The 24791-nt window shown below is 64.4% G+C and carries 22 protein-coding genes; 11 read left to right on the top strand and 11 right to left on the bottom strand.

Translation table 11 applies throughout. The features are described 5' to 3' along the window. Positions 1-72 precede the first annotated feature (72 nt). Positions 73-768 (top strand): gamma-glutamyl-gamma-aminobutyrate hydrolase family protein, encoded by a 696-nt coding sequence (locus tag L879_RS0118875; protein ID WP_027317454.1) that lies wholly within the window; start codon positions 73-75, stop codon positions 766-768. A gap of 7 nt (positions 769-775) precedes the next feature. On the opposite strand, the gene L879_RS0118870 is transcribed toward L879_RS0118875, so the two are convergent. Together L879_RS0118870 and L879_RS0118865 are read right to left on the bottom strand one after the other, a co-directional pair. Beyond that, complete coding sequence (locus tag L879_RS0118870; protein ID WP_027317453.1) at positions 776-1255, bottom strand: DUF2269 family protein; 480 nt, start codon at positions 1253-1255, stop codon at positions 776-778. Continuing rightward, positions 1255-2550 carry an SDR family oxidoreductase gene (locus tag L879_RS0118865; RefSeq protein ID WP_027317452.1) on the bottom strand — a complete coding sequence of 432 codons (1296 nt, stop codon included), beginning with the start codon at positions 2548-2550 and terminating at the stop codon, positions 1255-1257. Before L879_RS0118865 ends, L879_RS0118870 begins: the two co-directional genes overlap by 1 nt. 161 nt (positions 2551-2711) lie before the next feature. Here L879_RS0118865 and pyrE point away from each other — a divergent pair, with 161 nt between their 5' ends. Continuing rightward, positions 2712-3296, top strand: a complete 585-nt coding sequence (gene pyrE / locus L879_RS0118860) for an orotate phosphoribosyltransferase (RefSeq protein WP_027317451.1) — start codon at positions 2712-2714, stop codon at positions 3294-3296. Positions 3297-3536: 240 nt separating this feature from the next. Next, entirely contained in the window at positions 3537-4199 is a 663-nt protein-coding gene (locus tag L879_RS0118855) for a LabA-like NYN domain-containing protein (protein ID WP_027317450.1), read from the top strand. Positions 4200-4254: 55 nt separating this feature from the next. Here L879_RS0118855 and L879_RS0118850 read toward each other — a convergent pair whose 3' ends face one another. From L879_RS0118850 to dapA, 3 genes are read right to left on the bottom strand one after another with little or no spacing between them, the layout of a single operon-like run. Next, complete coding sequence (locus L879_RS0118850) at positions 4255-4785, bottom strand: glycine cleavage system transcriptional repressor (RefSeq protein WP_035460239.1); 531 nt, start codon at positions 4783-4785, stop codon at positions 4255-4257. Between the two features lie 53 nt (positions 4786-4838). Next, positions 4839-5312 carry an SsrA-binding protein SmpB gene (smpB, locus tag L879_RS0118845; protein ID WP_027317448.1) on the bottom strand — a complete coding sequence of 158 codons (474 nt, stop codon included), beginning with the start codon at positions 5310-5312 and terminating at the stop codon, positions 4839-4841. An 8-nt stretch (positions 5313-5320) separates the two neighbouring features. Beyond that, entirely contained in the window at positions 5321-6205 is an 885-nt protein-coding gene (gene dapA / locus L879_RS0118840; protein ID WP_027317447.1) for a 4-hydroxy-tetrahydrodipicolinate synthase, read from the bottom strand. Positions 6206-6392: 187 nt separating this feature from the next. Here dapA and L879_RS0118835 point away from each other — a divergent pair, with 187 nt between their 5' ends. Together L879_RS0118835 and L879_RS0118830 are read left to right on the top strand one after the other, a co-directional pair. Then, positions 6393-8438 carry a lytic transglycosylase domain-containing protein gene (locus tag L879_RS0118835; protein WP_027317446.1) on the top strand — a complete coding sequence of 682 codons (2046 nt, stop codon included), beginning with the start codon at positions 6393-6395 and terminating at the stop codon, positions 8436-8438. Between the two features lie 44 nt (positions 8439-8482). After that, positions 8483-9370 carry an alpha/beta fold hydrolase gene (locus L879_RS0118830; RefSeq protein WP_035460180.1) on the top strand — a complete coding sequence of 296 codons (888 nt, stop codon included), beginning with the start codon at positions 8483-8485 and terminating at the stop codon, positions 9368-9370. A 348-nt stretch (positions 9371-9718) separates the two neighbouring features. Here L879_RS0118830 and L879_RS22360 read toward each other — a convergent pair whose 3' ends face one another. From L879_RS22360 to L879_RS0118805, 5 genes are all read right to left on the bottom strand, one after another. Next, on the bottom strand, positions 9719-10960 hold the full coding sequence (locus tag L879_RS22360; RefSeq protein ID WP_051435445.1) for a porin: 1242 nt from the start codon (positions 10958-10960) through the stop codon (positions 9719-9721). 500 nt (positions 10961-11460) lie between these two features. Beyond that, positions 11461-12576, bottom strand: coding sequence for a 4-hydroxyphenylpyruvate dioxygenase (gene hppD, locus L879_RS0118820; RefSeq protein WP_027317444.1), 1116 nt, complete (start codon positions 12574-12576; stop codon positions 11461-11463). Between the two features lie 83 nt (positions 12577-12659). Then, the gene (maiA, locus tag L879_RS0118815; protein ID WP_027317443.1) at positions 12660-13286 is read right to left on the bottom strand and encodes a maleylacetoacetate isomerase; all 627 of its coding nucleotides are present in this window, start codon (positions 13284-13286) and stop codon (positions 12660-12662) included. Further along, entirely contained in the window at positions 13283-13786 is a 504-nt protein-coding gene (locus tag L879_RS0118810) for a MarR family winged helix-turn-helix transcriptional regulator (RefSeq protein WP_027317442.1), read from the bottom strand. Before L879_RS0118810 ends, maiA begins: the two co-directional genes overlap by 4 nt. 209 nt (positions 13787-13995) lie before the next feature. Next, positions 13996-15084, bottom strand: coding sequence for a TRAP transporter substrate-binding protein (locus tag L879_RS0118805; protein ID WP_027317441.1), 1089 nt, complete (start codon positions 15082-15084; stop codon positions 13996-13998). A 73-nt stretch (positions 15085-15157) separates the two neighbouring features. Between L879_RS0118805 and L879_RS0118800 the strand changes: the two genes are divergently transcribed. From L879_RS0118800 to L879_RS0118790, 3 genes are all read left to right on the top strand, one after another. Further along, complete coding sequence (locus L879_RS0118800; protein WP_027317440.1) at positions 15158-16177, top strand: fumarylacetoacetate hydrolase family protein; 1020 nt, start codon at positions 15158-15160, stop codon at positions 16175-16177. A gap of 155 nt (positions 16178-16332) precedes the next feature. Beyond that, positions 16333-17064, top strand: coding sequence for a tellurite resistance TerB family protein (locus L879_RS0118795; protein WP_027317439.1), 732 nt, complete (start codon positions 16333-16335; stop codon positions 17062-17064). Between the two features lie 68 nt (positions 17065-17132). Further along, a complete protein-coding gene (locus tag L879_RS0118790) occupies positions 17133-17348 on the top strand; it encodes a dodecin (RefSeq protein WP_027317438.1) in 216 nt (71 codons plus the stop codon). A 30-nt stretch (positions 17349-17378) separates the two neighbouring features. Here the strand turns inward: L879_RS0118790 and L879_RS0118785 are convergent, their stop codons facing one another. After that, positions 17379-19190: an ABC-F family ATP-binding cassette domain-containing protein gene (locus tag L879_RS0118785; protein ID WP_027317437.1), complete on the bottom strand. Its 1812-nt coding sequence runs from the start codon at positions 19188-19190 to the stop codon at positions 17379-17381. Between the two features lie 113 nt (positions 19191-19303). On the opposite strand from L879_RS0118785, the gene L879_RS23015 reads away from it, so the two are divergent. The 3 genes from L879_RS23015 to L879_RS0118770 all read left to right on the top strand — a co-directional run bounded on the left by L879_RS23015 (position 19304) and on the right by L879_RS0118770 (position 24652). Further along, positions 19304-21367 carry a sensor histidine kinase gene (locus L879_RS23015; protein ID WP_051435444.1) on the top strand — a complete coding sequence of 688 codons (2064 nt, stop codon included), beginning with the start codon at positions 19304-19306 and terminating at the stop codon, positions 21365-21367. Positions 21368-21552: 185 nt separating this feature from the next. Then, positions 21553-23166, top strand: a complete 1614-nt coding sequence (locus tag L879_RS0118775) for an ABC transporter ATP-binding protein (protein ID WP_027317436.1) — start codon at positions 21553-21555, stop codon at positions 23164-23166. A 49-nt stretch (positions 23167-23215) separates the two neighbouring features. After that, a complete protein-coding gene (locus tag L879_RS0118770) occupies positions 23216-24652 on the top strand; it encodes an aldehyde dehydrogenase family protein (protein WP_027317435.1) in 1437 nt (478 codons plus the stop codon). Positions 24653-24791 lie beyond the last annotated feature (139 nt).

The raw sequence follows: 24791 nt of genomic DNA, 5'->3' as shown, positions 1-24791 counted from the left end.
GGAAGCATCGGATTCGATTCCAAAAGTGCAAATCCACTTTTGGGACCGATGCTTTAGAGTCAGGATGCCTCAATGCCAGCCAAGCCCCGCATCGCCGTCATCATGGATGAGAACAGCTCCGCCGGCGGCAACGAATACGAGATGTCCAAGGCCTATTTCGAGGCCGTGCATCGCGCGGGCGGGATGCCGTTCGGGATTCCCTATTTCGCCGACATGGTCGAAACCGTCATATCGGAATTCGACGGCTTCGTCAGCGTCGGCGGCCGCATCCGGTTTCCCAGCGAATGGTATGCTCCCGGCGACGGATCGCGCTATCCGTCCTCGGAGCGGCTGGATGTCGAGCAGGCGCTCATGCGCGGCTTCCTCGAACGCGACAAGCCGGTTCTCGGCATCTGCAACGGCATGCAGATGCTCGCCTGCCTCCATGGCGGACGCATGGTGCATGAGATCCGCAAGACCGGCGCGCATATACTCGATCACGACAGCCGGGGCGCGATGCATTCCGTCGTGGTGACGCCGGGCACGATGCTGTCGCGCATCGTGGGCGCGGCGCGTCTCGACGTGAACAGCCGCCACCAGGAGGCGGTCGTTGCAGTGTCCGATCAGGCTGTCGTCGCCGCCCGGGCGGATGACGGCGTGATCGAAGCCGTCGAAATCCCCTCCCGCCGCTTCGCCATCGGCGTCCAGTGGCACCCCGAGCTGCTCGCCGCGCAGGACCACCCATCCCGCCAGCTGTTCGCCGCCTTCGTCGAGGCGGCGGGGAGATAGTTGCCTTTCAGAACAGAGGCAGCGACGGCTTGGCAAGCATCAGCCAGACAATGGCGAGAACACAGAGAAAAGCCGGAATGCCGCAGGCAAACCAGATCGCGAACAGGCGATCATATTGCTTCGGAAGGAGACGCTTTTCCTTGGCTGCGGCGCGCGCCAGATCCCTCATCCGGATCTGAATCCAGACGACGGGCAGCCAAAACAAGCCGGTCAGCCCATAAAGCCCGAGAGACAGAACAACCCATCCTTCCGTCAAAGGCCAACCTATGAGATAGGCAAGGCTCACACCTGTCAGCGGCTGCACGATCACGGCAGTAGATGTGAACACCATGTCCGCAGTGACGACAGTCGAAGCCACATGAGCAATCAAAGCGGGATGGCGAGTTCTGTGGGCCATCAGCATGAAGAAAGCGATACCTGCTCCGGTGCCGAGCAGAACCGTCGCACCTATCACGTGAAACCAACGGAGAAGATCGAGAAGTTCCATCAGCGCTCATCCGCGATAGCCAGCACCACAAGAGCCAGGACGACGCCAGGAATGGTTTTGACGAAAGGTCCAAGCGGATCGAGCCAGAGGTTGGGAGTGAGCAGCGTGCCCGCGGCAAGATAAGCAACCGTCGTCGCGATCATGCCGTAAGCCGCGGCCTTATGTGTCGCGCGGACGAGGAGCAATGCGGCGAGAGAGATATCGACAAGGCTGCCACTGAAAACGGCAGCCATTGCAAACTCCTCGCCTACGCCCCGTTGCAGAAGAATGGCAGCCGCGGCCTTGGCCTCGATAAAACCGATCATGCCCGATGCCAGCCAGAAGAGGCTCAGCGTCCCGATGATGATGGGCTTCAAAAGCCAGAGTCGCGCGAACCAGCGCTCCTGAATGGTCGCCGTCATGCGTGCCAGAGTCGATGGCAGACTCGAAGGGGCGCGACCGCGCGCCCGCACCCATGCGGCTGGATCGCCCCTCACCCCGACTTCGAGTTGACGAAGAGCCGTCATGCGCACAGGCGGACGCCAGCCGAGATAACCGAGTGTATCGCCAATGCTGAACAAGAGACGAGCGACCACACGAGGTACGTGAAGGATTGGAACAGCAGCAAAGCCGAGCCATGATCGAAAGGCGAGAATGATCTCTTTCAGAGAATGGTCTTGTGCCTCGACGAGATCGTAGGCGCTGCGGGTTTCGACCTGCCCATCCACACAAGCAAGCACCGCATCCACGACATCCTCGATGCAGACCGTTTGGATCGGCTTGCTTCCTTCAAGCAGCGGCACAATGAGCGGAAAGGAAGCGAGAGCGCGAATGAGAGCTGTTCCGCCATAAGCGTTTTGCGCAATGACAAGGCCGGGACGCAGGACAATCCAATCCAGATCCGATGCCATCAAAGCCTCATCGGCATCGGCCTTGGTGCGCAGGAACGGCGTTGTCGCATCACGGGACACCCCGACTGCCGAGATCTGAACGACCTTCTTGATGCAGGCGGTCCGACAGGCCTCGAAGAGCGCCTGCATCGCATCCGTTTGCAAGGCCTGGAGATGGTCCCGTGGGCTATCCTGCAGGGCACCGGAACAGTTCACCACGGCATCCACCCCGGAGAGAACCGGCAGCCAATCCTGCGGGCGCGTGAGCGTTGAGATATCCCGCTCGACCCAGGTCGCCTGAGGACAGATCCTACGGGCCAACCGGACGGAGCGTCCCAGACCTGTGACGTGGTACCCGGCTTCCAGCAAGCGTGAGACGACGGGCTGCCCGATCAAGCCATAGCCGCCCAGCACGAGAACTTGCATGTGAAGTGCCCCTTGAGGCTTGGCCGCCCTCTTTTTGAGAGAGGTGTACGTCTATGAACTTTATTGCATTTCTATACCCATTTCTCCCCCTTGAAAATAACTGTCGACGCACCCGCCAGGCATGGGATAACCAGCCTCAGTTTATGACCACAGGTGCCGCTATGACCCCGAACGATGTCCTCGATGAATTCCGCTCCGCCGGCGCTCTGCTGGAAGGGCACTTCATTCTCTCGTCGGGACTGCACAGCCCGGTCTTCCTGCAGAAGATGTTCGTGTTCCAGGATCCGGCCCGCACGGAACGGGTCTGCCGGGCCCTGGCCGAGAAGATCAAGGAGGCTTACGGGCCTGTCGATTACGTCGTCTCACCGGCCGTCGGGGGCATCGTCCCGGGCTACGAGACGGCCCGCCATCTCGGGGCGAAGGCCATTTTCGTCGAGCGCGAGAACGGCGTCTTCGTTCTCCGGCGCGGCTTCGCCATCCCGGAGGGCGCGCGCGTCGTCATGGTGGAAGACATCGTGACGACTGGACTTTCCTCTAGGGAATGCTTGACGGCTCTCCGGGAGCATCCCGGAACGCTTCTCGGCGCGGCATGCCTCATCGACCGCTCGGGCGGCAAGGCGGACCTTGGAGTTCCCTTGGTGTCCCTGGTGCAACTGGACATCCCGGCCTATGCGCCGGATCGGCTTCCGCCTGAGCTTGCGGCCCTGCCCGCCGTCAAGCCCGGCAGCCGCAGCCTGAAATCATAAAAGCTGTTTATTTGTCATACACAGGCTTGACTGCCTTGGTTCTGACAACTTGACTCTTGGTGTTTACGCGCCATTAAGTATTTTACATTGGCGTTTTTAAGGGCCGAAGGGTTAATAGCAGCTTATTCCAGGGCACGTAGTCATTTTTCCACGCAATTTTATTGCTTGCGTAAAGAGTAGATGCCACTTGAATAATGAATGTTGTTTTGCCTCTCCGGCCGGCACAAATAGAGAATACTTATGTCAGGCCAGCAGCGGATCGCGCTCTTCATTGATGGAGCCAACCTCTACGCTACCACCAAAACTCTCGGCTTCGATATCGATTACAAGCGTCTGCTGAAGGAATTCCAGGGCCGCGGCACTCTTCTGCGGGCCTTTTACTACACGGCCCTTGTGGAAGATCAGGAATATTCTTCCATCCGCCCGCTGATCGACTGGCTCGACTACAACGGCTACCGGGTGGTCACGAAGCCGACGAAGGAGTTCGTGGATTCCGCCGGCCGCCGCAAGGTGAAGGGCAACATGGACATCGAGCTCGCCATCGATGCGCTGGAGCTCGCTCCCTATATCGATCACATGGTCCTCTTCTCGGGTGACGGCGATTTCCGCTCTCTCGTCGAGGCCGTGCAGCGCCGGGGCGTTCGCGTCTCGGTCGTTTCCACCGTGACGACGCAGCCGCCGATGGTGGCCGACGAGCTTCGCCGGCAGGCCGACGAGTTCCTCGACCTGGCTCAGCTGGCCTCCCGCATCGGCCGCGATCCCTCGGACCGGCCGCAACGCGCCCCGGGCGAGGGCGGCGGCGAGCGCCAGGAGCGACCGCGCCAGCAACAGCCCCGGAACGGCGCGCTCGAGAGCCGCTACGGCATCCGGCAGCAGCAGCAGGACGACGATTTCGACGTCTGACCGGAACCGCGACCGCGATCCCTTCGCATGGCCGGGCATGTCCCGGCCATTGTCGTCAGAGAGAACCCGCCTCGACCTCGCAGTTCAGGCCAAGCGTCCCGGCCGTGTTGCTGACGGTGGCAAGGCACGGATCCGTCTGCGCGGCGGGGATCGAGACCGCGAAGCGGGTCACGTAGAGCCCGCCCTCCGCATCCGGGAGCTTGCGGGCCTCGAGGCGAACGATATTGGCCTCGTAGCGCTTGAAGACTTCCGCCAGCCGGGCGACCAGGCCGAGCTGGTCGCCGCCGCTGATGGCGATGCGGTGCGTGATGCTCCCGGCAGCCCCTGGGCTGGGGTCGAAGGCATAGGGCATCGCCCGGACTTCCGCGCCGTCGAGCTCGGGCAACCGCTTCAGGCCTGCCTCCACTTCGTCCGCCGTCACGCCGGAGGGAAGCTCGCACAGGGCGACGAATTCCGCGCCCGCGCCCAGGGCGGAGAAGGTCGTGTCGCGCAGGTTCACACCGATATCAAACAGGTGTTCCGCAATCGCGGCGACAAGCCCGACACGGTCGGGTCCGAGAACGGAAACGAGAGCCACGGACGCCATGCTGATGCCTCCCATACAGGATGGAGAGACATGTAGAGCGTCCTGTCTTATCTTCAGCCCTTCTCGCGCATGAGGCGTGCCTTCTCCCGGTTCCAGGAGCGCTCTTTTTCCGTCTCGCGCTTGTCGTGCAGCTTCTTGCCGCGGCCGAGGCCGAGCTCCACCTTCGCTTGCCCGCGATCGTTGAAATAGATCTTGAGCGGGATCACCGTGAACCCTTCGCGCTGCGTGGCGCCGATCAGCTTGTTGATCTGGTGCTTGTGCAGCAGCAGGCGCCGCGGGCGCCGGGTCTCGTGATTGAAGCGGTTCGCCTGGAGATATTCGGGAATATAGGCGTTGAAGAGATAGAACTCCTCGCCCGAGGGCCCGGCATAGGCCTCGCCGATGGTCGCCTTTCCCTCGCGCAGGGATTTCACTTCCGTGCCGGTCAAGGAGATTCCCGCCTCATACGTGTCGAGGATCTCGTAGTTGAACCGCGCCTTCCTGTTGTCGGCAACGACGCGATTGGCACTCTTGGGGGCTTTTGACATGAGGTGCTTTAAGCTTTGATCAGCCCCGCATGAACCATGGCCGCACGAACGGCCTGCTTCGCATTCTCGGAAGCGGGCACCAGCGGCAGGCGCACCGTGTCTTCCATGAGACCGAGCAGCGATGCGGCGTATTTCACCGGGGTCGGATTGGTTTCGATGAACAGGTTGGTGTGCAGGGGCATGAGGCGGTCCTGCAGCTTCAGGGCCGTCGCGTAATCGCCCTTCAGGCAGGCGTTCTGCATCTCGGCGCAGAGCCGCGGCGCCACATTCGAGGTGACGGAGATGCAGCCGTGTCCGCCATGGGCCATGAAGCCCAGGGCAGTCGCATCCTCGCCCGAGAGCTGGATGAAATCGGGTCCCATCACCTGCCGCTGCAGGCTCGCGCGCGCCATGTTGGCGGTGGCGTCCTTCACGCCGACGATGTTCTTCAGCTCGTAGAGCCGCGCCATGGTCTCCACCGACATGTCGATCACGGAACGGCCGGGAATGTTGTAGATGAAGATCGGAAGGCCGATGGCATCGTTGATGGCCTTGAAGTGCTGATAGAGCCCTTCCTGCGTCGGCTTGTTGTAATAGGGCGTCACGATCAGCACCGCATCGGCGCCGACCTTTTCCGCATGCCTGGCGAAGGCCACCGCCTCCGCCGTGCTGTTGGAGCCCGCGCCTGCGATCACGGGCACCCTGCCCTTCGCCTCCTGCACGCAGACCTCCACGACCCGCTCATGCTCCTTGTGGCTGAGCGTCGGGCTCTCACCGGTCGTGCCCACGGGAACGAGGCCGTTCGTGCCCTCCTTGATCTGCCAGTCGATGAAGGACCGGAACGCCGCCTCGTCCACGGCGCCATCCTTGAAGGGAGTCACCAGAGCAGTGATGGAGCCTTTGAACTGAGTCATGATCGTCCTCGGTTGAAGTGCGCAGGGTCCTGGGAGGCACAAGGATTTAACACATAGGAGGTGCGGCGCATGGGCGCAAACTTTCCCTCAGGGAGTTGTCCTAGCCCGGCTCTTGGTGTTTCCTCAAGAGAAACGTCGTCACAAGAAGAAACAAGCGGCAGCAAGGGGGTTGCGGGTGAGCCTCGACATGCGTCCTTTCATACGTCTTGCGACATCCATCGCCCTCGTCCAACTCTCCGCGCTCACGGTTCAGGCCTCCGAGGTCATTCCGTCCCCGGCGGACGGTTCCCCGGCCGCCACCCTGGAAAGCTTCGTACCCGCCCATCCGGCACCGGGAGACCTGGAACACCTGCAGGGGATCTTCAAGGCCTATCGGGACAATGACCTGACCGAGGCGGAGGTTCTCAAGACCAAGCTCGCCCAGCCGGCAGCTCAAGCCCTCGCGGAGTGGTTCGCCATCCGCAGCGGCCTTCCCGTCGGGCTCGACCGGATCATGGCCTTTCGGCGGGACAACCCGGATTGGCCCGTCACCAGCCAGATTCGCCGGAGAAGCGAGGATGCCCTCCTGGCCGAGCGCCGCTCCCCATCCGAGGTCCGCGCCTTCTTCGCCCAACAGCCGCCCGTGACGGCCGCCGGGCGGATCGCTCTCGCCTTCGCGCTCAAGACCGACGGGGCCGAGCAGGAGGCCAGCGAGCTCATTCGCCATGTCTGGCGGGAAGACACGTTCGGCCCTGACGTGGAGCGCCGCATTCTCGACCGTTTTCCCGGCCTTCTCGCCCAGCCCGACCATCGCTTCCGCATGGAGCGCCTGCTCCTGAAGGAGAACTGGGGCGGAGCCCAGCGGGCGGCGGGATATGCGGGCAAGGATTACGGCCTTCTCGTCAAGGCGCGCATGGCGGTCTTCCAGGGCAAGAAGAAGGCCGAGAAGGCTTTTGCCGCCGTCCCCGCCCCCCTGCGCGGCGATCCCTCCTTCCTGTTCTCCCGCGCCCTGCTCCAGCGCCGCAGCAACAATCTCGTGGAGGCCGCCGACATCATCATGCAGGCGCCGCGGGATCCCGAGCTTCGGGTCGATGGCGACGAATGGTGGGCGGAGCAGCGGCTGATCGCCCGCAGCCTTCTCGACAAGGGCAATGCCCGGAAGGCCTATGAAGTGGCCAGCCACCATGCCGCCGAGTCGGCCGCGCAGCAGATCGAGGCGGAGTTTCACGCGGGCTGGATCGCCCTGCGCTTCCTGAGCGATCCGGCGACCGCCTCCCGGCATTTCGGCACCGTCGCCAAGACCGCCTCAACCCCGATCTCCGTCGCCCGCGTCGCCTATTGGCAGGGCCGCGCGGCGGAAGCGGCCGGTCAGACGCAGGACGCCAGGCTCTTCTTCGAGCGCGCGGCCCAGAACCCGACGACCTATTACGGGCAGCTGGCCCAGGAGAGGCTCGGCCGGGCCATCGTTTTACGCAACATCGATCCGCTCTCCGCCGATGAGCGCCAAGCCTTCGACAGGCTCATTCCCGTCCAGGCGGTGCAATGGCTGCAGCGGATCGGCGAGCCCGATCTCGCGGTGAGCCTCTGCTCCGACCTCGCGCAATCCTTGGGAGATCCGCGACAGCTCGACGCCCTGGCCGGCCTTGCCGCATCGCAGCAGAATCCCCGCGCGGTTCTCGCCATCGGCAAGATCGCGCTTCAAAGGGGCTTCCCGCTCGATCAGCACGCCTATCCGCTCGCGGCCATTCCCGATTTCGAGCCCGTGGGCGACGAGGTGGAGCCCGCCATGGTCTATGCCATCGCCCGCCAGGAAAGCGCCTTCAACCCGCGCGCCGTCTCGAGCGCCGGCGCGCGCGGGCTCATGCAGCTCATGCCGGCAACCGCGAAAAGAACGGCCCAACGCTTCGGCGTCGGCTTCGACCTGAACCGACTGACCGAAGACCCGTCCTACAACGCCAAGATCGGCTCGGCCCATCTCGGCGAGTTGATGGAGGACTGGAAAGGCTCCCATATCCTCGCCTTCGCCTCCTACAATGCGGGGGGCGGGAATGTGATCAAATGGGTGAAGTCCTATGGCGATCCGCGCAAGCCCGATGTGGACGAGGTCGACTGGATCGAGCGCATTCCCTTCTACGAGACACGGAACTACGTTCAGCGCGTCCTGGAGAACCTGCGCGTCTACCGGCAGCGCCTCAAGGAGAAGGTCTTGCCTGTGCCGGCTCCGGCGACGGCGGCCGCGACAAGCACCCAGTGATCCGGCATGATGCGGCTCATTGAAACCTTTGATCGTGGATTGAAATGAGCCGTTCTTACCGGGACCTTTTCGTATCGGCCGCCGATGGGCTGCGCCTTTATGCCCGCGATTATGGCCCCGAGGCCGGCGAGGCGCTGCCGATCGTCTGCCTCTCGGGCCTGGCGCGATCCTCGGAGGACTTTCACGACCTCGCTCAGGCGCTGAGCGGCGACGCCGACCGCCCTCGCCGCGTGCTCGCCCTGGATTATCGCGGGCGCGGTCTCTCGGAATGGGACAAGGACTGGCGCCATTACGACGTCACGGTCGAGATGGGCGATGTCCTGCAGGTGCTGAAAGCCGCCGGAATCGGGAAGGCGGTCTTCGTCGGCACCTCCCGCGGCGGCCTGATCACCATGGCGCTCGCCGCCGCCCGCCCTTCTCTCATCGCCGGTGCGGTTCTCAACGATGTCGGCCCCGTGCTCGAAGCCAAGGGGCTCATGCGGATCCGCGGCTATGTCGGAAAGCTGCCGACGCCCCGCACCATGCAGGAAGCCGTCCTGTTGCTCCGGGAGAGATCGGGAACCCAGTTTCCCGGTTTCACGGAGGAGCAATGGGAGGCGATGGCCCGCGGCACCTGGCGTGAAAGCGAAGGCCAGCTCGTCCTGAACTACGATCCGAATCTCATGAAGCCCATGGAGGCTCTCGATCTCGAAAAGCCCCTGCCAGATCTGTGGCCCCTCTTCGAAGGGTTGAAACCCTTTCCGGTTCTGGCCATCCGGGGGGAACTTTCAGACCTGCTTACCGCACAGACGCTGGAGGCCATGCGGGAGCGGCACCCCCGTCTCCAGGCCGTCACCGTGCCCAACCAGGGCCATGCTCCTGCGCTCGACGGCGATCTCATCGAGAGGATCAAACACTTCATCCGCGAGCTGGAAGTCTCCACCCAGCATTAAGAGTGCTCGGGCCTTACAGGAACGGCTCTGTCAGCGGATCCGAGACTTACGATTTTAAGGGGCGACTTATGCTTCGCCCTCCTAGCGAACGTGCCGCTAGCGCACCGGACGGGGACAGTGGAAGTCCCCTTCTGGGATGTTTCCGATGCTTCCTCGATGAGCGCATCGTTCGGGTCTGCACGCTGCGCCCAATGTCCCAACCGGACCAATTCTCGTTGAGTAATCTTTCTGCTCCGCACGATCCGCCGGAGAAACATCCTGCACGATGTTCTCACGTCATGCTCCAGACCACAAAAGAAAAACCCCGGTGTTGCCACCGGGGTTCTCCTGTCCAATCAGACGAGCTGATTAGAAGTCGCGCTGGATGCGCAGACGGCCTTCCCAGCGGTCGTCGCTGGAGCCGGCAACGAGGCCGACCGGATCGCGATCCATGTTGGCGTAGAGGACTTCGACACCGATATCGAGGCCGGAAACCGGCGACCAGATCAGGTTCGAACCAACGCGCCACTCGTTGAAGTCGGGGAGGCCGATGAGCGAGCCGGAGTTGTCGTAGCTAACCGACACGTAGGAGCCGAAAAGGCTCTGACGGATCGTGGGGGTCCAGTAGTGACGGATACCCGCGAACACGCCCCAGCCAGCGCCGGTGTCGATGTCGCCCGTGACCGGGTTGTAGTAGGCTTCAGCGACGTCAGCAAGGGTGCTGCCCACGCTGTTGCTTGTGCCAAGGCCGAGGTAGCTGAGAGCGCCGTCGGCATAGGTCGCGGCAACCCACAGAGCGTCGCCGGCGGCGATCATCGGCAGGTTGATGCCGACCTGACCGGACACGGCCCAGCCGTACTCGGTGTCAGGAATGAAGCCGAGGCCGGTCGGACCGGCGATCGCAGCGCTGCGCAGCTGGTGCACGACACCGGAGAGCTGAGCCGAACCCCAGGTGCCAGCGTACTTCACGTTGGCGACGACGTCCGGAACGCGCTCGCCAGCAGGCGAGAAGTACGGAGCGCCAGCAACGTTCGTGCCTTCGCCGTCTTCGAGCGACAGCGAGGCCGAGAAGCCGTTGCCGAACGAGAAGGTGTAGGCGAGCAGGTTCACGTCGGGGAAGTCGTAGAAGCCACCGACGGTGCCCCAGTTCGTGGTCGGCAGGTCCTGGTTCACGAAGAACGAGGGAGCGCGACCGGCGGTCAGGCCGCCGAACTGGATGAAGGCCTGAGCAGCCTCAGCACTGGAGGACACGCCGCCGCCAGCGTAAACGCCGGTGTTACGGGTGATCTCGAGACGCACGAAGGTGCGCAGGAGGCCGTAAGCGGTGGCGGTGCGGGCGTCGAGCTGAACGCGACCGCGAGCGCGGAAGCCGATCGAGTCCTCAGCGCGGGTGAGCGGCTCGAGGTAGCGGTACTCAGCGCGAACACGGCCGCCGACGCGCAGGCAGGTTTCCGTGCCCGGGATGTAGAAGAAGCCGGCTCCGTAGGTGGAGCAGACGCGCACGTATTCAACAGCAGCAGCCTTCTTCGAGGGAAGGTCGGCAGCTTGAGCCCCGGCGACAGCCGCGAGACCCGCGACCGATCCGAGGAAGAGGCTCTTAACGAGCTTCATGGTTAAACCTCCAAAGTTTCGAGACCCTGGGGGGCCGGGTTTTTGTGATTTGGCGACTTCGAGAAGCCGCAAACACGCCCTTTTCCCCTAGTACCCGGCGGCCCACTCTTAAGAGCGAACCTACCAAGATCACGACTGGGGTGCCCCCGTCGCTGCAGTCACATTAGCCATGGCGACCCCGCAGGCAACCAAATGAAGGCATGAAACGGGCGAGAAGCGGGGCTTTTCAGGGGCATGTTGCACAAACGCAACGTTTCGAGGCCACCCCTTTACCAACCGTTAAGAATTCAGGATCGATTTTAGTAAATCGTTAAGGAATAAGGGCTTTCGGACAAGTCCCAGTCCTGCCGGGAGATCTGAAACGACGATTTTTAAGGCTGCTCATAGCCCGGCGCTGTGCATAACGCTCTTCACATTCTCTGCAGATTTTCCTCGCCTGGGGACGAAAAAGGCCGGGAACATGCCCGGCCTCGTCTCGAATCGTGATCCTCAGGAAGGATTCAGGCCACCTTCGGCTTCAGCACCCCGCGCCGAATCTGGTCCTCCTCGATGGATTCGAAGAGCGCCTTGAAGTTGCCTTCGCCGAATCCTTCGTCGCCCTTGCGCTGGATGTACTCGAAAAAGATCGGCCCGATGGCCGTCTTGCCGAAGCGCTGGAGCAGCACCTTCGTGAATCCGCCTTCGACGACACCTTCCCCGTCGATCAGGATGCCGTTCTTCTTGAGCCGCTCGAGAGGCTCCTCGTGGTTGGGCAGGCGCTTGTCGACCCGGGAGTAATAGATGTCGTTGGGCGCCGGCATGAATTCGAGCCCGGCCGTAACGAGCGACTCGATGGTCTCGTAGAGATCGTGCGAGCCCAGCGCCACGTGCTGGATTCCTTCGCCCTTGTACTCCTGCAGGTATTCCTCGATCTGCCCGGTCTCGCCCGCGTCCTCGTTGATCGGAATGCGGATCTTGCCGTCGGGGCTGGTCATGGCGCGGGAATGAAGGCCCGTGAGCTTGCCCTCGATGTCGAAATAGCGGATCTGGCGGAAGTTGAAGAGCCGCTCGTAGAACCCGGCCCATTCGGCGAGCCGCCCGCGATAGACGTTGTGGGTCAGGTGATCGATGTAGTAGAGGCCGACGCCCTTCGGCTTCGGATCGGGCTCGCCCAGCCATTCGAAGTCGACGTCGTAGATCGAGCCCTTCGCGCCATAGCGATCCACGAAATAGATCTGCAATCCACCGATCCCTTCGATCGCCGGGATTTCGAGCTCGTTCGGGCCCACCTGCGTCTGCGCGGGCTTGGCGCCCATGGAGAGCGCGCGCTCGTAAGCGTATTTCGCGTCGGCGACACGGAAGGCCATGGCCGGAGCCGAGGGGCCATGCTGGGCCGCGAAGCGCTCGGCGAAGGAGCCCGGCTGCGCATTGACGATGAAGTTGATGTCGCCCTGACGGTAAAGCAGCACGTTCTTCGACCGGTGTTTGGCAACAGGGCTGAAGCCCATGGTCTTGAAGAGACGGTCGAGAGCCTGCGGATCGGGATGGCAGAATTCCACGAATTCGAAGCCGTCGGTTCCCATCGGGTTCTCTGCGGATATGGCGGCCGGCGGTGCATCGTGCGGGAACGGTCCCATGGCTTTCCTCCTGTCATGCCCCGCTCGCGGGGCTCTGTTTGCGACAACAACGCATCCGCCCCGGCGGCGGATGCAATCCATCGTCAGGCGGCGTCGGGCTGGCGATCCGGCGCGGCATCCTGAAAGGCCTTGTGGGCGGCGCAGGCCGCATCCACGGCCACGATCTTCGGATAGGCATCGAGCGGCACGTTGAAGCGCCTCGCATTGAAGACCTGCGGCACGAGATAGACATCGGCCAGGGTGATCCTGGACCCGAAAGCGTAAGGCCCCGGTTCGAGCAGGGCTTCGATGGCGGCGAATCCTTCCCGCACCCAATGGGCATACCATTCATCGGCTGCGGCCCGATCCTGACCGAGCCGGTTCTTGAGATAGGCGAGCGTGCCGGAATTGTTGAGCGGGTGAATATCGCAGGCGATCAGGCTGGCGACGGCCCGGACCTTGGCGCGGTTGACCGCGCCGACCGGCAAAAGCGGCGGCTCCGGATAGACCTCGTCGAGATATTCCAGGATCGCGGGAGACTGGATCAGGGTCGTTCCGCCGATATCGAGAGCGGGCACGCGTTTCTGAGGATTGACGGCCTGGTACTCCGCCCCCTGCTGCTCCCCCTTCAACAGGTTGACGGGGATGGATTCGTACGAAACGCCCTTGAGGTTGAGGGCTATCCTGACCCGGTAGGCCGCCGATGAGCGGAAATACGTATAGAGCCTCATCCTTCGCCCTCCTCCACATCCCGCGGCGCCAACACGCGCGCGCGCCCGGTGAGCTTGTCGATCAGGGTGGAAAGCGTGTCCCGCTCCTGGGGCGTCAGCACCGACAGGAGGCTCTCCGCAACCGCCAGGGCCTCGGGAGCCACCGCCTCATAGATCGCCCTCCCCTCAGGGGTCAGGGCGAGCAGTTCCTCCCGCCGGTCGTCGAGATTGGGACGGCGGACGATCAGCCCGCGCTTCTCGAGGGCAGCGACGGCCCGGGAAACGGTGGATTTGTGCATGACGCCCGGGGGCGCCATGTCACGCGCCGTGCGGTGTTCGTATTGTCCAAGGGTGACGATGACCCGCCAGGCGGGAATCGAGAGGCCGAAGCGCTCGGCATAGATCTGGGCGAGCGCGCTCGATGTCAGACCGGCCAGAACGTTGAGCCGGTAAGGCAGGAACTCCTCCAGAACCACCAGAGGCTCGGAATCCTGCTTCGTCGCAGTCGATCCAGCTGCCATCGTCACGCCTATCGTTGCACCCGCAACCGATAACACAGTTCGTTGCGCAAGCAACTAGATTGTTGTGACGCAGCGTCAAGAATCGCATGAGCTTGAGAACAGCATCCCTGAAACGGAACAGCGTGGCCGGCAGGGCCGAACCACGCTGTCTGTCTCATTGCTGCAATGCCTTGCCGCGGCTCACTGGCGGCAGGCTTTTGCCCTTCCGATCACACACGGCCGCGGGTGCGGATCATGAAGGTATCGAAGGCGTATTCGTTGAGCTGCCACCAAGGCAGGACATCGTTGCGGTAGGCCACCATCGAATCGTAGGCCTTCTTGAAATCCGCGTTCTTGGCGGAGAGCTCCCCGTAGAGCTCGTTCGCGGCCTTGAGAGAGGCTTCCATGATGGCCGGGGAGAAGGTGCGCAGTTCCGCGCCGGCGCCGACCATGCGGCGCAGGGCCTGGCCGTTCACGGCATCGTACTTGGCCAGCATCCAGTTGTTCGCCGCCTCGGACGCCTGGGACATGATGGCCTGGTAATGCTTGGGCAGCTCGTCCCACTTGGCCTTGTTGACCACGAGGTGCAGCATGGCGCCGCCTTCCCAGAAGCCGGGCGCGTAGTAGTACTTGGCGACTTTCAGGAAGCCGAGCTTCTCGTCGTCATAGGGGCCGACGAACTCTGCAGCGTCGAGCGTGCCGCGCTCTAGGGCCGGATAGACGTCGCCGGGAGCGATCTGCTGCGGCACGACGCCGAGCTTCGCCAGCACCTGCCCGCCCAGGCCGCCGATGCGGAACTTGAGGCCCTTCAGGTCGTCGACGGTGTTGATCTCCTTGCGGAAGAATCCGCCCATCTGAGCGCCGGAATTGCCGCAGACGAGCGAGGTGCACTTATACTTCGCCAGCACCTCGTTGATGATCTCCTTGCCGCCCGCAAAGTGCCACCAGGAATGCGCCTGACGGGCGTTGAGGCTGAACGGCAGGCCGGTGGCGACGCCGAGGGACGGCTCGCGGCCGATATAGTAATAGAGTGGGGTATGAGCGCATTCGACGGAGCCGTTCTCCACGGCGTCCATGGCCTGCAGGCCGCCGACGATCTCGCCGGGGGCGAAGACCTGAATCTGGAACTTGCCGTCGGTCGCATCCGCCATGTACTTGGCGAAGGTCTGGGCGGTGCCGAAGATCGTGTCGAGAGACTTCGGGAAGCTCGAGGTCAGACGCCAGCGGATCTCGGGCATGCTCTGGGCGATGGCGGGAGCCGCCACCGTGCCGGCCGCTGCGGCCAGACCGGCCCCCTTCAGGAAGTTTCTTCTCTTCATCGTCGTCATTGGCGTTTCCCCGGAAAGGAATTCGTTGCAAGCTGAGCGGACCACAGCAACCCGGTCGGTGACAATGAAACTCTCCTCACTCAACCAGGGCCGCGACGGCCGCCTCGTCGTCGTCTCGAAGGACCTGACCCGCGCGACAGATGCTTTTTTCATTGTTCCGACGCTTCAGCAAGCCTTGGATGATTGGGAAAAGGTCGAGCCCCGCCTGCGCGATCTCGCCGAGCAGCTCGAACACGGCTCCGTGCCCGCCTTCCGTTTCCACGAACACGATTGCGCCGCCCCCCTGCCCCGCGCCTATCAATGGGCCGACGGGTCGGCCTATGTGAACCACGTGGAACTGGTGCGCAAAGCGCGCGGGGCGGAGATGCCAGACTCCTTCTGGAGCGATCCGCTCATGTACCAGGGCGGCTCCGATTCCTTCCTCGGGCCGCGGGACCCGATCCCGGCCATCGACGAAGCCCACGGTATCGATTTCGAGGCCGAGGTGGCCGTGATCGTCGGGGACGTGCCCATGGGCGCCTCCCGCGCGGAGGCCGCCGCCGCCATCCGGCTGGTGGTGCTGGTCAACGACGTCTCGCTGCGCAACCTGATTCCGGGCGAACTCGCCAAGGGGTTCGGCTTCTTCCAGTCGAAACCCTCCTCCGCCCTTTCGCCAGTTGCCGTCACACCGGACGAGCTGGGGGAGGCCTGGGACGGCGGCAAGCTGCACCTGCCCCTGCTTTCGTCGCTGAACGGAGAGCCCTTCGGCAAGCCGAACGCGGGCATCGACATGACCTTCGACTTCCCGACCCTGATCGCCCATGCGGCCAGGACGCGCCCGCTCGGCGCAGGCACGATCGTCGGCTCGGGAACGGTCTCGAACAAGGACAAGGACGGCGGCCCGGGCAAGCCCGTCGCCGAGGGGGGCCTCGGCTATTCCTGCATCGCGGAACTGCGCATGGTGGAGACGATCCGTGAGGGAGAGGCGAGAACGCCCTTCATGCGCTTCGGCGACACGATCCGCATCGAGATGAAGGACAAGGCGGGCCATTCCATCTTCGGGGCCATCGAGCAGGAGGTAACGGCCTACCGGAAGGAACCGTGATGCTGCGCCTCGATCACGTCTAGCCCGACATACACAAGCGCCGCCTCCCGCCGTCCTCCCTTGCACCGTAACCCATTGGTGAACGAAGCCGCGCGGAACTCTTCGAAATGCCCTGGCTTGTCATGAGGCAAATCCACGGCACAAGGAGAGCGAACATGAATATCGGCAGCATCTTGGACGGACTGATGCGCAATCAGGGCCTCCCCGGCGGACAGCAGCCGGGCAGCGCAGGCAGGCCGGGGGAAACCGGCGGCCTGGCGTCCCAGTTTCCCGGCGGCCTGGGCGGGCTCGCGGCGGGAAGCCTTCTCTCCCTGATCCTCGGTTCCCGCGCCGGGCGCTCCGCCGGCGGCTCGCTCATGAAGGCGGGCGGCCTTGCCGTTCTCGCGAGCGTGGCCTTCAAGGCCTATCAGGACTGGCAGGCGAAGCAGGCCCCCAACCCGAGCCAACCGGCAAACCTTCCTTCCGCGCCGCCTGCGGGCAGCGGCTTTCACCTCGACGAGGAGAAGGACGAGTCCGGCCAGGAAATCGGCCTCTCCCTCGTGCAGGCCATGATCTCGGCGGCGAAATCCGACGGGCATCTGGACGGCGAGGAAACCACGCGCATCCAGGAGCAGATCCAGCAGCTCGGCCTCGGCAGCGAGGAGAAGAGCTTCCTGCTCGACATGATGGCCAAGCCCGCCGATGCCGCCGCCATCGCACGCCTGCCGAAGACGAAGGAGCAGGCCGCCGAGCTCTACGTGGCGTCGCGCGTCGCCATCGGCGATGCCGACACCCCGGAGGAGAAAGCCTATCTCGACCGTCTGGTCGCCCTGATGGATCTTCCGGGAGACCTCGTGGCGCATCTCGACACCCAGATCGGCGCCGTGCGCAAGACCGTCGCCGCTTGATCGCTCCTCGAACGGCGCCCCTGGCGATGTCATGGGCGCCGGTTGCATCGCCCTACAGGGAGCCCGTCATGAGTGATCATGTCTACAAGATCGTCGAACTCGTCGGCTCGTCCGAGACCGGCATCGAGGACGCCATTCAAACCGCCGTCGCCCGCGCCGGCCAGACCCTGAGGAACCTGCGCTGGTTCGAGGTCGTCCAGACCCGCGGCCATATCGAGGACGGCAAGGTGCGTCACTATCAGGTCCTGCTGAAGGCCGGGTTCACGCTGGAAGCGGGCGAGTAGCAAAAAGCCGTCCGGCGCTCCCAGGAAGGATCACCCCTCCAGTTCCTCGCGCAGCATCTCCAGTTCCAGCCACCGCTCCTCCGCCGCGTGAAGCTCGCCCTGCAGCTGGGTCAGCGCATCCATGGCCTTCTGGAAGCGGGCCGGGTCGCGGGAATAGAGCTCCGGATCGGCGAGGATCTCCTGCACCTTCCCGATCTTGGCTTCCAGCTCCTCCATGCGCTTCGGCAAGGTCTTGAGGTCATGCTGCTCGTTGAAGCTGAGCTTGCGCTTCCCCTGAGCCGGAGAAGCGGCCGCCGGCTTCTCGGCGTTCCTGGCCTTGGCTTCCTTCTCGACGACGCGGGCCTGCACGCCGCGCCCGCGCTGGGCCACCATGTCCGTATAGCCGCCGGCGTACTCGATCCAACGGCCCTCGTCTTCCGAGACCAGGACGGAGCTGACCGTGCGGTCGAGGAAGTCGCGGTCGTGGCTCACCAGAATCACGGTGCCGGAATAGTCCTGGATCATCTCTTCGAGCAGATCGAGGGTTTCGAGGTCGAGATCGTTGGTCGGCTCGTCGAGAACGAGCAGGTTGGAGGGCTGCGCGAGGGCGCGGGCCAGCATCAGGCGGTTGCGCTCGCCGCCGGAGAGCACGCCCACGGGGGTGCGCGCCTGTTCGGGCGAGAACAGGAAATCCTTCATGTAGCCGATCACATGCTTCGTCTGGCCGCCGATGGTCACCGTGTCGCCCCGTCCGCCGGTCAGCGTCTCGGCCACCGTCGTGTCGGGATCGAGGCTCGCGCGGCGCTGGTCGAGGGTGACCATCTGCAGGTTGGAGCCCAGGCGCACCCGGCCCGTATCCGGCTCCAGGGAGCCCGTGAGCATGTTGATGAGGGTGGTCTTGCCGGCGCCGTTCGGGCCGATGATGCCGAGCCGGTCTCCGCGCAGGACGCGCAGGGACAGGTTCGACACGATCGGGCGGTCGCCATAGGCCTTCGAGATGCCTTCCGCCTCGACCACGAGGGTGCCGGACTGCTCGGCCTCGGCCATGGTCATGTTGACCGTGCCGACGGCGCGCTGGCGCTCGCGGTATTGCTGGCGCATGGCGTGGAGGTTGCCGAGACGGCGCACATTGCGCTTGCGCCGGGCCGTCACGCCGTAGCGCAGCCAGTCCGCCTCGGCCACGAGCTTGCGCCCGAGCTTGTGGTGCTCGGCCTCCTCCTGCTCCAGCACCTGGTCGCGCCATTCCTCGAAATGGGCGAAGCCCCGCTCCATGCGCCGGGTCCGGCCCCGGTCGAGCCAGATCGTGGCCTGGGACAGGTTTTCCAGGAAGCGGCGGTCGTGGCTGATGAGCACGAGCGCCGAGCGCAGGCTCTTCAGCTCGCCCTCCAGCCATTCGATGGCCGGCAGGTCCAGGTGGTTGGTCGGCTCGTCCAGGAGCAGGATGTCGGGCTCGGGCGCCAGCACATGGGCAAGCGCCGCGCGGCGGGCCTCGCCGCCCGAGAGATCGGCAGGCTTCTCATCGCCGGTCAGGCCCAGCTGTTCCAGCAGGTAACGGGCCCGGTAGGGATCGTCGCCCGGCCCCAGGCCCGCCTCCACATAGGCGAGCGTGGTGGCGTAAGCTGAGAGATCGGGCTCCTGCGCCAGGTAGCGGACCGTGGCTCCCGGCTGCACGAACCGCTTGCCGCTATCGGCCTCGATGAGGCCCGCGGCGATTTTGAGCAGGGTGGACTTGCCCGACCCGTTTCGGCCGACGAGGCAGGCCCGTTCACCGGGGGAGACGGACAATTCTGCGCTCTCGATCAAGGGCGTGCCGCCGAAAGTGAGAGCGATATCCTGAAGGAGGAGAAGAGGAGGAAGAGCCATTCCTGCTCCCCTGACACCTCTTCGGAAGAGATGCAAGACCGCACCCCTCATGGTTGGGGTGGACGCTCAGCCATCTTTGTGATCCCCTTGAGGGCGATAAGCTGAGCGTTTGCATGACACTGACGAGGCGTCTGCTCCTTCTGGCGTTGATCTCGGTTTTCCCGGCCATCGTCATCTGGACTTACACTGAAGTCTCCCTGCGCCGCGCCCGGGAAGCGGAGGTGAGCGATCTTGCCATTCGACAGGCCCAGCTCGTCGGCGCGGAACTGGAACGGATCTTCGACGGGGTTCACAGCCTCCTGCTCGCCGTGGACGAGACCCCGTCCATCCGAAACTTCGATACCGCGTCCTGCAGCCCCTACCTGAAGGCCATTCAGCAGAAGGTGCCCTATGTCCTGTCATTCGTGGCGATGGACATCAGCGGCCACGTCCGGTGCCGCCCGACCGGCACCATCGACATGCACCGTTACTATTCGGATCGCCCGTACTTCCACAACGCGCTCGGCACTCTGGACCTCGTGGTCGGCGAGTATACGCCCGTCTTCGAGGAAGGAGGTCTCGGGCCGCATCCGGTTCTGCCGATCGCCCTGCCGATCTGGAACGACAGAGGCGACGTGGTCGGCGTGCTGGCCGCGGCCCTCGACCTGAAATGGCTGAGCCGGAAGCTGAAGGAACGAACCGTTCCCGAGGACGGGTCGGTGACCATCGCCGACCGGAACGGCATCATCATGGTGCAGGATCCGAGGCCCGACGGCATGATCGGGAAGCTCCTGCCGCCGCATTACCTGGCCCAGGCCCAGCTCAAATCGATCGGCACGGCCGACACCGTCAGCGTCGACGGCGCACGGAGAATCGTGGGATACATCCCGCTCTCCATCCCGCCGAAGGACGTCTACGTGAATGTCGGCTTGTCGACAAAAACGGCCTTCGCATCGATCAACCAGGCGGCCCAGCGCGGGTTCCTGCTGATTGCCGCGGCGCTGATCCTGGCCCTCTCCCTCTCGGCCCTGCTGAGCCGGGCCTTCATCACGAGACCCTTCGAGATCGTGACGAACGGCATTCACGCCTGGCGGCGGGGCGATTATCAGGCGCGCATCTCCCTGCCCACCAAATCCGGGGAGTTCGGCGTCCTGGCCAGGGCCTTCAACGATCTGATGGACGATGTGGTCGAGCGCCAGCAGGCTCTTCGGGTCAGCGAGGAGAGGGCCCGCCTCGCCCTGGAAGCGGGCCACATGGGAACCTGGTGGTACGATCCCGACAATCATGTCGGCGGCTGGTCCGCCCAGGCTGCCGTCATGATTGGACTCCCCGAAACCCAAACGACCCTGGATCCCGATCAATGGTGGAGTATCCTCCATCCGGAAGATAAACAGCGCGTCAGTGAGAACTGGCTGGCGGCTGTTGCCCGCCGCGGAGATTATGAGGACGAATACCGGATCAGGCTTCCCGACGGCAGCCTGAAATGGATCAACTCCAGGGGCCGCGTTTTCTTGGACATCCAGAGAAGGCCCGTCTATTTCGTCGGCATCTTTCAGGACATCACGGAACAGAAGCGCGCGGAGGAGCAGCAGCGCTTCTTCCTGGACGAACTGAATCACCGCGTGAAGAACACCCTCACCACGGTGCAGTCCATCGCTTCGCAGACCCTTCGCACTACGGACAGTCCGGCACAGTTCAAGGAGGCCTTCGAAGGCCGCCTTCTTGCTCTGTCGAAAACGCACAACCTGCTGACGCGCAAGTCCTGGCGCGAAGCGGAATTGCAGGACGTGGCCGAGCAGGAGCTGGCTCCCTACCGCAAGGCCGGCGACGAAAGAGCCGTGCTGAAGGGGCCGGAGGTGAAGCTGCCGGCCCGCTACGCCATCAATCTCGGCCTCGTCCTCCACGAACTCGTGACGAATGCCGCGAAGTACGGAGCGCTCTCGAGCAATACGGGTCGTCTCGAGATGACATGGAACGTCACCGAGAGCGACGCGAGCCATCGGCAGCTGCATATCCACTGGATCGAAAGCGGCGGCCCTTCCGTCGCAACGCCTAAGCGCCAGGGTTTCGGCTCACGCCTCATCCGCCGCAGCATCGAAGGCGAGCTCGGCGGCACCGTGGCCCTGACATTCGCCAATGACGGCGTGATCTACGATTTTTCGGTGCCGCTGTCCCATCCCGCCGGCGCGGCAGCATGACGGCAGAACCGGACTTCGTTCGTCATCATCCCAAGCGGCATCGTGCACGGTCTCGAAGGCTCCGTGCGCGCTCGTTCCTGCCGCGGTGGAGGTAACGGTATTCTCAACACTGCATCGGCCGGAATGGATTGACGGAACGTTGCAGATCGCAAGGATAGCCGGTCGAACCCTTCTGCCGGAGTCCCATGGTGAGCGCACCCTCCCCCGTGCTGACGATCGAGAACCTGTCCATCGGCCTGCCCATGCTGGCCGACCGTCAGCATGCCATCAGAGATCTGTCGCTCTCCATCAATCCGGGCGAGACTCTCTGCGTCGTGGGCGAATCCGGCTCCGGCAAGTCCATGACGGCCATGGCGACCATCGGCCTGCTGCCCGGAGGCGTGGAGGTTCTGTCGGGCTCGATCCGCCTCGGTGGCCGCGATCTCCTGAGTCTCGACGAAGCGGGCTGGTGCGACCTGCGCGGCCGCGAAGTCGGCACGGTGTTTCAGGAGCCGATGACCTCGCTCAACCCGGTCATGCGGGTGGCGGACCAGATCGCTGAAACTTTTCGCGCGCATGGGCTGCTCACCCCCGCCGAGCGCGAGAGGCGCGTGCTCGATCTCCTGGCGGAAGTGAACCTGCCGAATCCCGAACTGATCGCGAAAGCCTATCCGCACGAACTTTCCGGCGGCCAGCGCCAGCGGGTCATGATCGCCATGGCGCTCGCGCTCGAGCCGAAGCTCCTGATCGCCGACGAGCCGACGACGGCGCTCGACGTGACGACCCAGGCCCAGGTGCTGAAGCTCATCGACAACCTGCGCCGCAAGAAGGGCACGGCGGTGCTGTTCATCACCCACGATTTCGGCGTGGTGGCCGAGATCGCCGACCGGGTCGCCGTGCTCCAGCAGGGCGAGCTCGTCGAGGAGGGAACGGCAGAGGACGTGCTCACCCGCCCGCACCATCCCTACACCAAGCGCCTTCTCGCGGCGGTGCCCTCGCTGACTCCGCCTCCGCCCAAACAGCTCACGGGCGAGCCCATCGTCCTCAAGGTCGATGGGCTGACGAAGACCTATGGCGGGCGCGGCTTTCTGCGGAAAAGCCGCGAGGTCCAGGCCGCCGATGCGGTGAGCTTCGATGTCAGGCGCGGCGAGACCCTGGGGCTCGTGGGCGAGTCCGGCTCCGGAAAGTCCACGGTCGGGCGCTGCGTTCTGCGGCTGATCGAGCCGGATGGAGGCGCCATCGCCATCGGCGACCTGCCTTTCGGCAGCCTGTCCCAGCGCGACCTGCGGCCCTACCGGCGCCGCATCCAGATGGTGTTCCAGGACCCCTTCGCATCCCTCAACCCGCGGCGGACCGTCGGCCGCATCATCGCAGAGGGGCCGGTCACGCAAGGCGCGGACCCGGCCCGGGCACTGGAAGACGCCCGGATCCTGCTGGAGAAGGTCGGCCTCCCCGCCCAGGCCGTGGAGCGTTATCCGCACGAGTTCTCGGGCGGCCAGCGCCAGCGCATCGGCATCGCCCGCGCGCTCGCCATGAAGCCCGACGTGCTGGTGGCGGACGAGGCCGTCTCGGCTCTCGACGTCTCGGTTCAGGCCGAGATCCTGAAGCTCCTCAAGAGCCTTCAGGAGGAGTTCGGCCTTGCCATTCTCTTCATCACCCACGACCTGAGGGTTGCAGCCCAGATCTGCGACCGCGTGGCAGTTATGCAAAAAGGGCGGATTGTGGAAATGGCGGAAACCGCGCAACTCTTCGCGAATCCGCGGGATGTCTATACCCGCCAGCTCCTGGCCGCCGTGCCGGGCATGAACAAGATGATTTAGGGAGACAAAACCCGTGAACGATCAGGTCAGCGCGACGGTCGCGCCCAATATGATGTTCCAGAATCTCATCGGCGGACGCGAACTCCCCGCCGCGGACGGCATGATGCTGGACGTGCTGTCCCCCGTCGACGGCAAGCTCTTCGCCCGGATCGCCGCCGGAACGGCCGAGGATATCGACGCCGCCGTGAAGGCCGCCCGCGCGGCGTTCGAGGGGGCCTGGGGCAAGCTGACGGCGACCGAGCGCGGACGCCTTCTCATGAAGCTCGCGGCCGCCGTCGAGGCCAAGGCCGACGAACTCGCGGCCCTAGAAAGCCGCGACAACGGCAAGCCCCTGCGCCAGTCCCGCGCCGACGCCATCGCCCTCGCCCGTTATTTCGAATTCTATGGCAGCGCCGCAGACAAGCTGCACGGGGACGTGATCCCATATCTCAACACCCATTTCATCGGCGTCGAGCGCGTGCCCCACGGCGTGACTGGCCATATCGTGCCCTGGAACTATCCGATGCAGATCTTCGGCCGCTCGGTGGGCGCGGCGCTTGCGGCGGGCAACGCCACGGTGGTCAAGCCTGCGGAGGATGCCTCGCTGACGATCCTGCGCGTGTCGGCCCTGGCCCGAGAGGTCGGCTTCCCGGACGGCGCGCTCAACGTGGTGACGGGCCTCGGCCGCACGGCGGGCGCGGCGCTCGCCGCCCATCCCGGCATCGACTTCCTGTCCTTCACCGGCAGCCCCGAGACCGGCACGGCAGTCCAGACCGCCGCCGCCAGGAACCATGTGGGCGTGACCCTCGAGCTCGGCGGCAAGTCGGCCCAGGTCGTGTTCGACGACGCCGATCTGGAGCGGGCGCTGCCGACCCTCGTCAACGCCATCGTCCAGAACGGCGGCCAGACCTGCTCCGCCGGCAGCCGCCTGCTGATCCAGCGCGGCATCTTCCAGGATGTGGTCGACGCCGTCGCCGAGCGGTTCCGCGCCCTGCGCGCCGGCCATCCGGAGCGCGAGCCCGATCTCGGCCCGATGATCAACCAGGCCCAGCAGCGCCGCGTTCTCGGCTATCTGGAGCGCGGCCGCAACGAGGGCCTGACCGTCGTCGGCGAGGGCACGGTGGCGCTCGATGCGCCTCCCGGCGGCTTCTACGTGGCCCCGGCCTTCCTGGCTCCGGTTCCGCACGAAAGCATTCTGTCCCAGGAGGAAGTCTTCGGCCCGGTGCTGGTGGCGACGCCCTTCGAGGACGAGGCGGAGGCGATCCGGCTCGCGAACGGCACGGCCTACGGCCTTGCGGCCGGCGTCTGGACCCGGGACGCCATGCGCTCCACCCGCGTCGGGCGCGCCATGCGCGCGGGCCAGGTCTTCGTGAACTGCTACGGCGCGGGCGGCGGCATCGAGCTGCCCTTCGGCGGCTTCGGCCGCTCGGGCCATGGCCGCGAGAAGGGCTTCGAGGGCCTGATCGAGTTCACCACCACCAAGACGCTCGTCATCGCTCACGGGTAGTTGCGGAAAACCCGCCTTCATCCTGAGGAGCCTGCAAAGCAGGCGTCTCGAAGGAGGGTCCGGAGAACAATGGAAACGCCTCGTCCTTCGAGACGGATTGCCGGCGCAATCCTCCTCAGGATGAGGCTTTGGATCGGCA

It is taken from the genome of Microvirga flocculans ATCC BAA-817, assembly GCF_000518665.1.
Classification (GTDB): domain Bacteria; phylum Pseudomonadota; class Alphaproteobacteria; order Rhizobiales; family Beijerinckiaceae; genus Microvirga; species Microvirga flocculans.
This window is presented reverse-complemented; position numbering and strand designations above follow the sequence as displayed.

Bases quoted from the DNA above. Each gene is read 5' to 3' on its own strand.
- L879_RS0118875 (WP_027317454.1), top strand. From the start codon at position 73: ATGCCAGCCAAGCCCCGCATCGCCGTCATCATGGATGAGAACAGCTCC.
- L879_RS0118870 (WP_027317453.1), bottom strand. From the start codon at position 1,255: ATGGAACTTCTCGATCTTCTCCGTTGGTTTCACGTGATAGGTGCGACG.
- L879_RS0118865 (WP_027317452.1), bottom strand. From the start codon at position 2,550: ATGCAAGTTCTCGTGCTGGGCGGCTATGGCTTGATCGGGCAGCCCGTC.
- pyrE (WP_027317451.1), top strand. From the start codon at position 2,712: ATGACCCCGAACGATGTCCTCGATGAATTCCGCTCCGCCGGCGCTCTG.
- L879_RS0118855 (WP_027317450.1), top strand. From the start codon at position 3,537: ATGTCAGGCCAGCAGCGGATCGCGCTCTTCATTGATGGAGCCAACCTC.
- L879_RS0118850 (WP_035460239.1), bottom strand. From the start codon at position 4,785: ATGGCGTCCGTGGCTCTCGTTTCCGTTCTCGGACCCGACCGTGTCGGG.
- smpB (WP_027317448.1), bottom strand. From the start codon at position 5,312: ATGTCAAAAGCCCCCAAGAGTGCCAATCGCGTCGTTGCCGACAACAGG.
- dapA (WP_027317447.1), bottom strand. From the start codon at position 6,205: ATGACTCAGTTCAAAGGCTCCATCACTGCTCTGGTGACTCCCTTCAAG.
- L879_RS0118835 (WP_027317446.1), top strand. From the start codon at position 6,393: ATGCGTCCTTTCATACGTCTTGCGACATCCATCGCCCTCGTCCAACTC.
- L879_RS0118830 (WP_035460180.1), top strand. From the start codon at position 8,483: ATGAGCCGTTCTTACCGGGACCTTTTCGTATCGGCCGCCGATGGGCTG.
- L879_RS22360 (WP_051435445.1), bottom strand. From the start codon at position 10,960: ATGAAGCTCGTTAAGAGCCTCTTCCTCGGATCGGTCGCGGGTCTCGCG.
- hppD (WP_027317444.1), bottom strand. From the start codon at position 12,576: ATGGGACCGTTCCCGCACGATGCACCGCCGGCCGCCATATCCGCAGAG.
- maiA (WP_027317443.1), bottom strand. From the start codon at position 13,286: ATGAGGCTCTATACGTATTTCCGCTCATCGGCGGCCTACCGGGTCAGG.
- L879_RS0118810 (WP_027317442.1), bottom strand. From the start codon at position 13,786: ATGGCAGCTGGATCGACTGCGACGAAGCAGGATTCCGAGCCTCTGGTG.
- L879_RS0118805 (WP_027317441.1), bottom strand. From the start codon at position 15,084: ATGAAGAGAAGAAACTTCCTGAAGGGGGCCGGTCTGGCCGCAGCGGCC.
- L879_RS0118800 (WP_027317440.1), top strand. From the start codon at position 15,158: ATGAAACTCTCCTCACTCAACCAGGGCCGCGACGGCCGCCTCGTCGTC.
- L879_RS0118795 (WP_027317439.1), top strand. From the start codon at position 16,333: ATGAATATCGGCAGCATCTTGGACGGACTGATGCGCAATCAGGGCCTC.
- L879_RS0118790 (WP_027317438.1), top strand. From the start codon at position 17,133: ATGAGTGATCATGTCTACAAGATCGTCGAACTCGTCGGCTCGTCCGAG.
- L879_RS0118785 (WP_027317437.1), bottom strand. From the start codon at position 19,190: ATGGCTCTTCCTCCTCTTCTCCTCCTTCAGGATATCGCTCTCACTTTC.
- L879_RS23015 (WP_051435444.1), top strand. From the start codon at position 19,304: ATGACACTGACGAGGCGTCTGCTCCTTCTGGCGTTGATCTCGGTTTTC.
- L879_RS0118775 (WP_027317436.1), top strand. From the start codon at position 21,553: ATGGTGAGCGCACCCTCCCCCGTGCTGACGATCGAGAACCTGTCCATC.
- L879_RS0118770 (WP_027317435.1), top strand. From the start codon at position 23,216: ATGATGTTCCAGAATCTCATCGGCGGACGCGAACTCCCCGCCGCGGAC.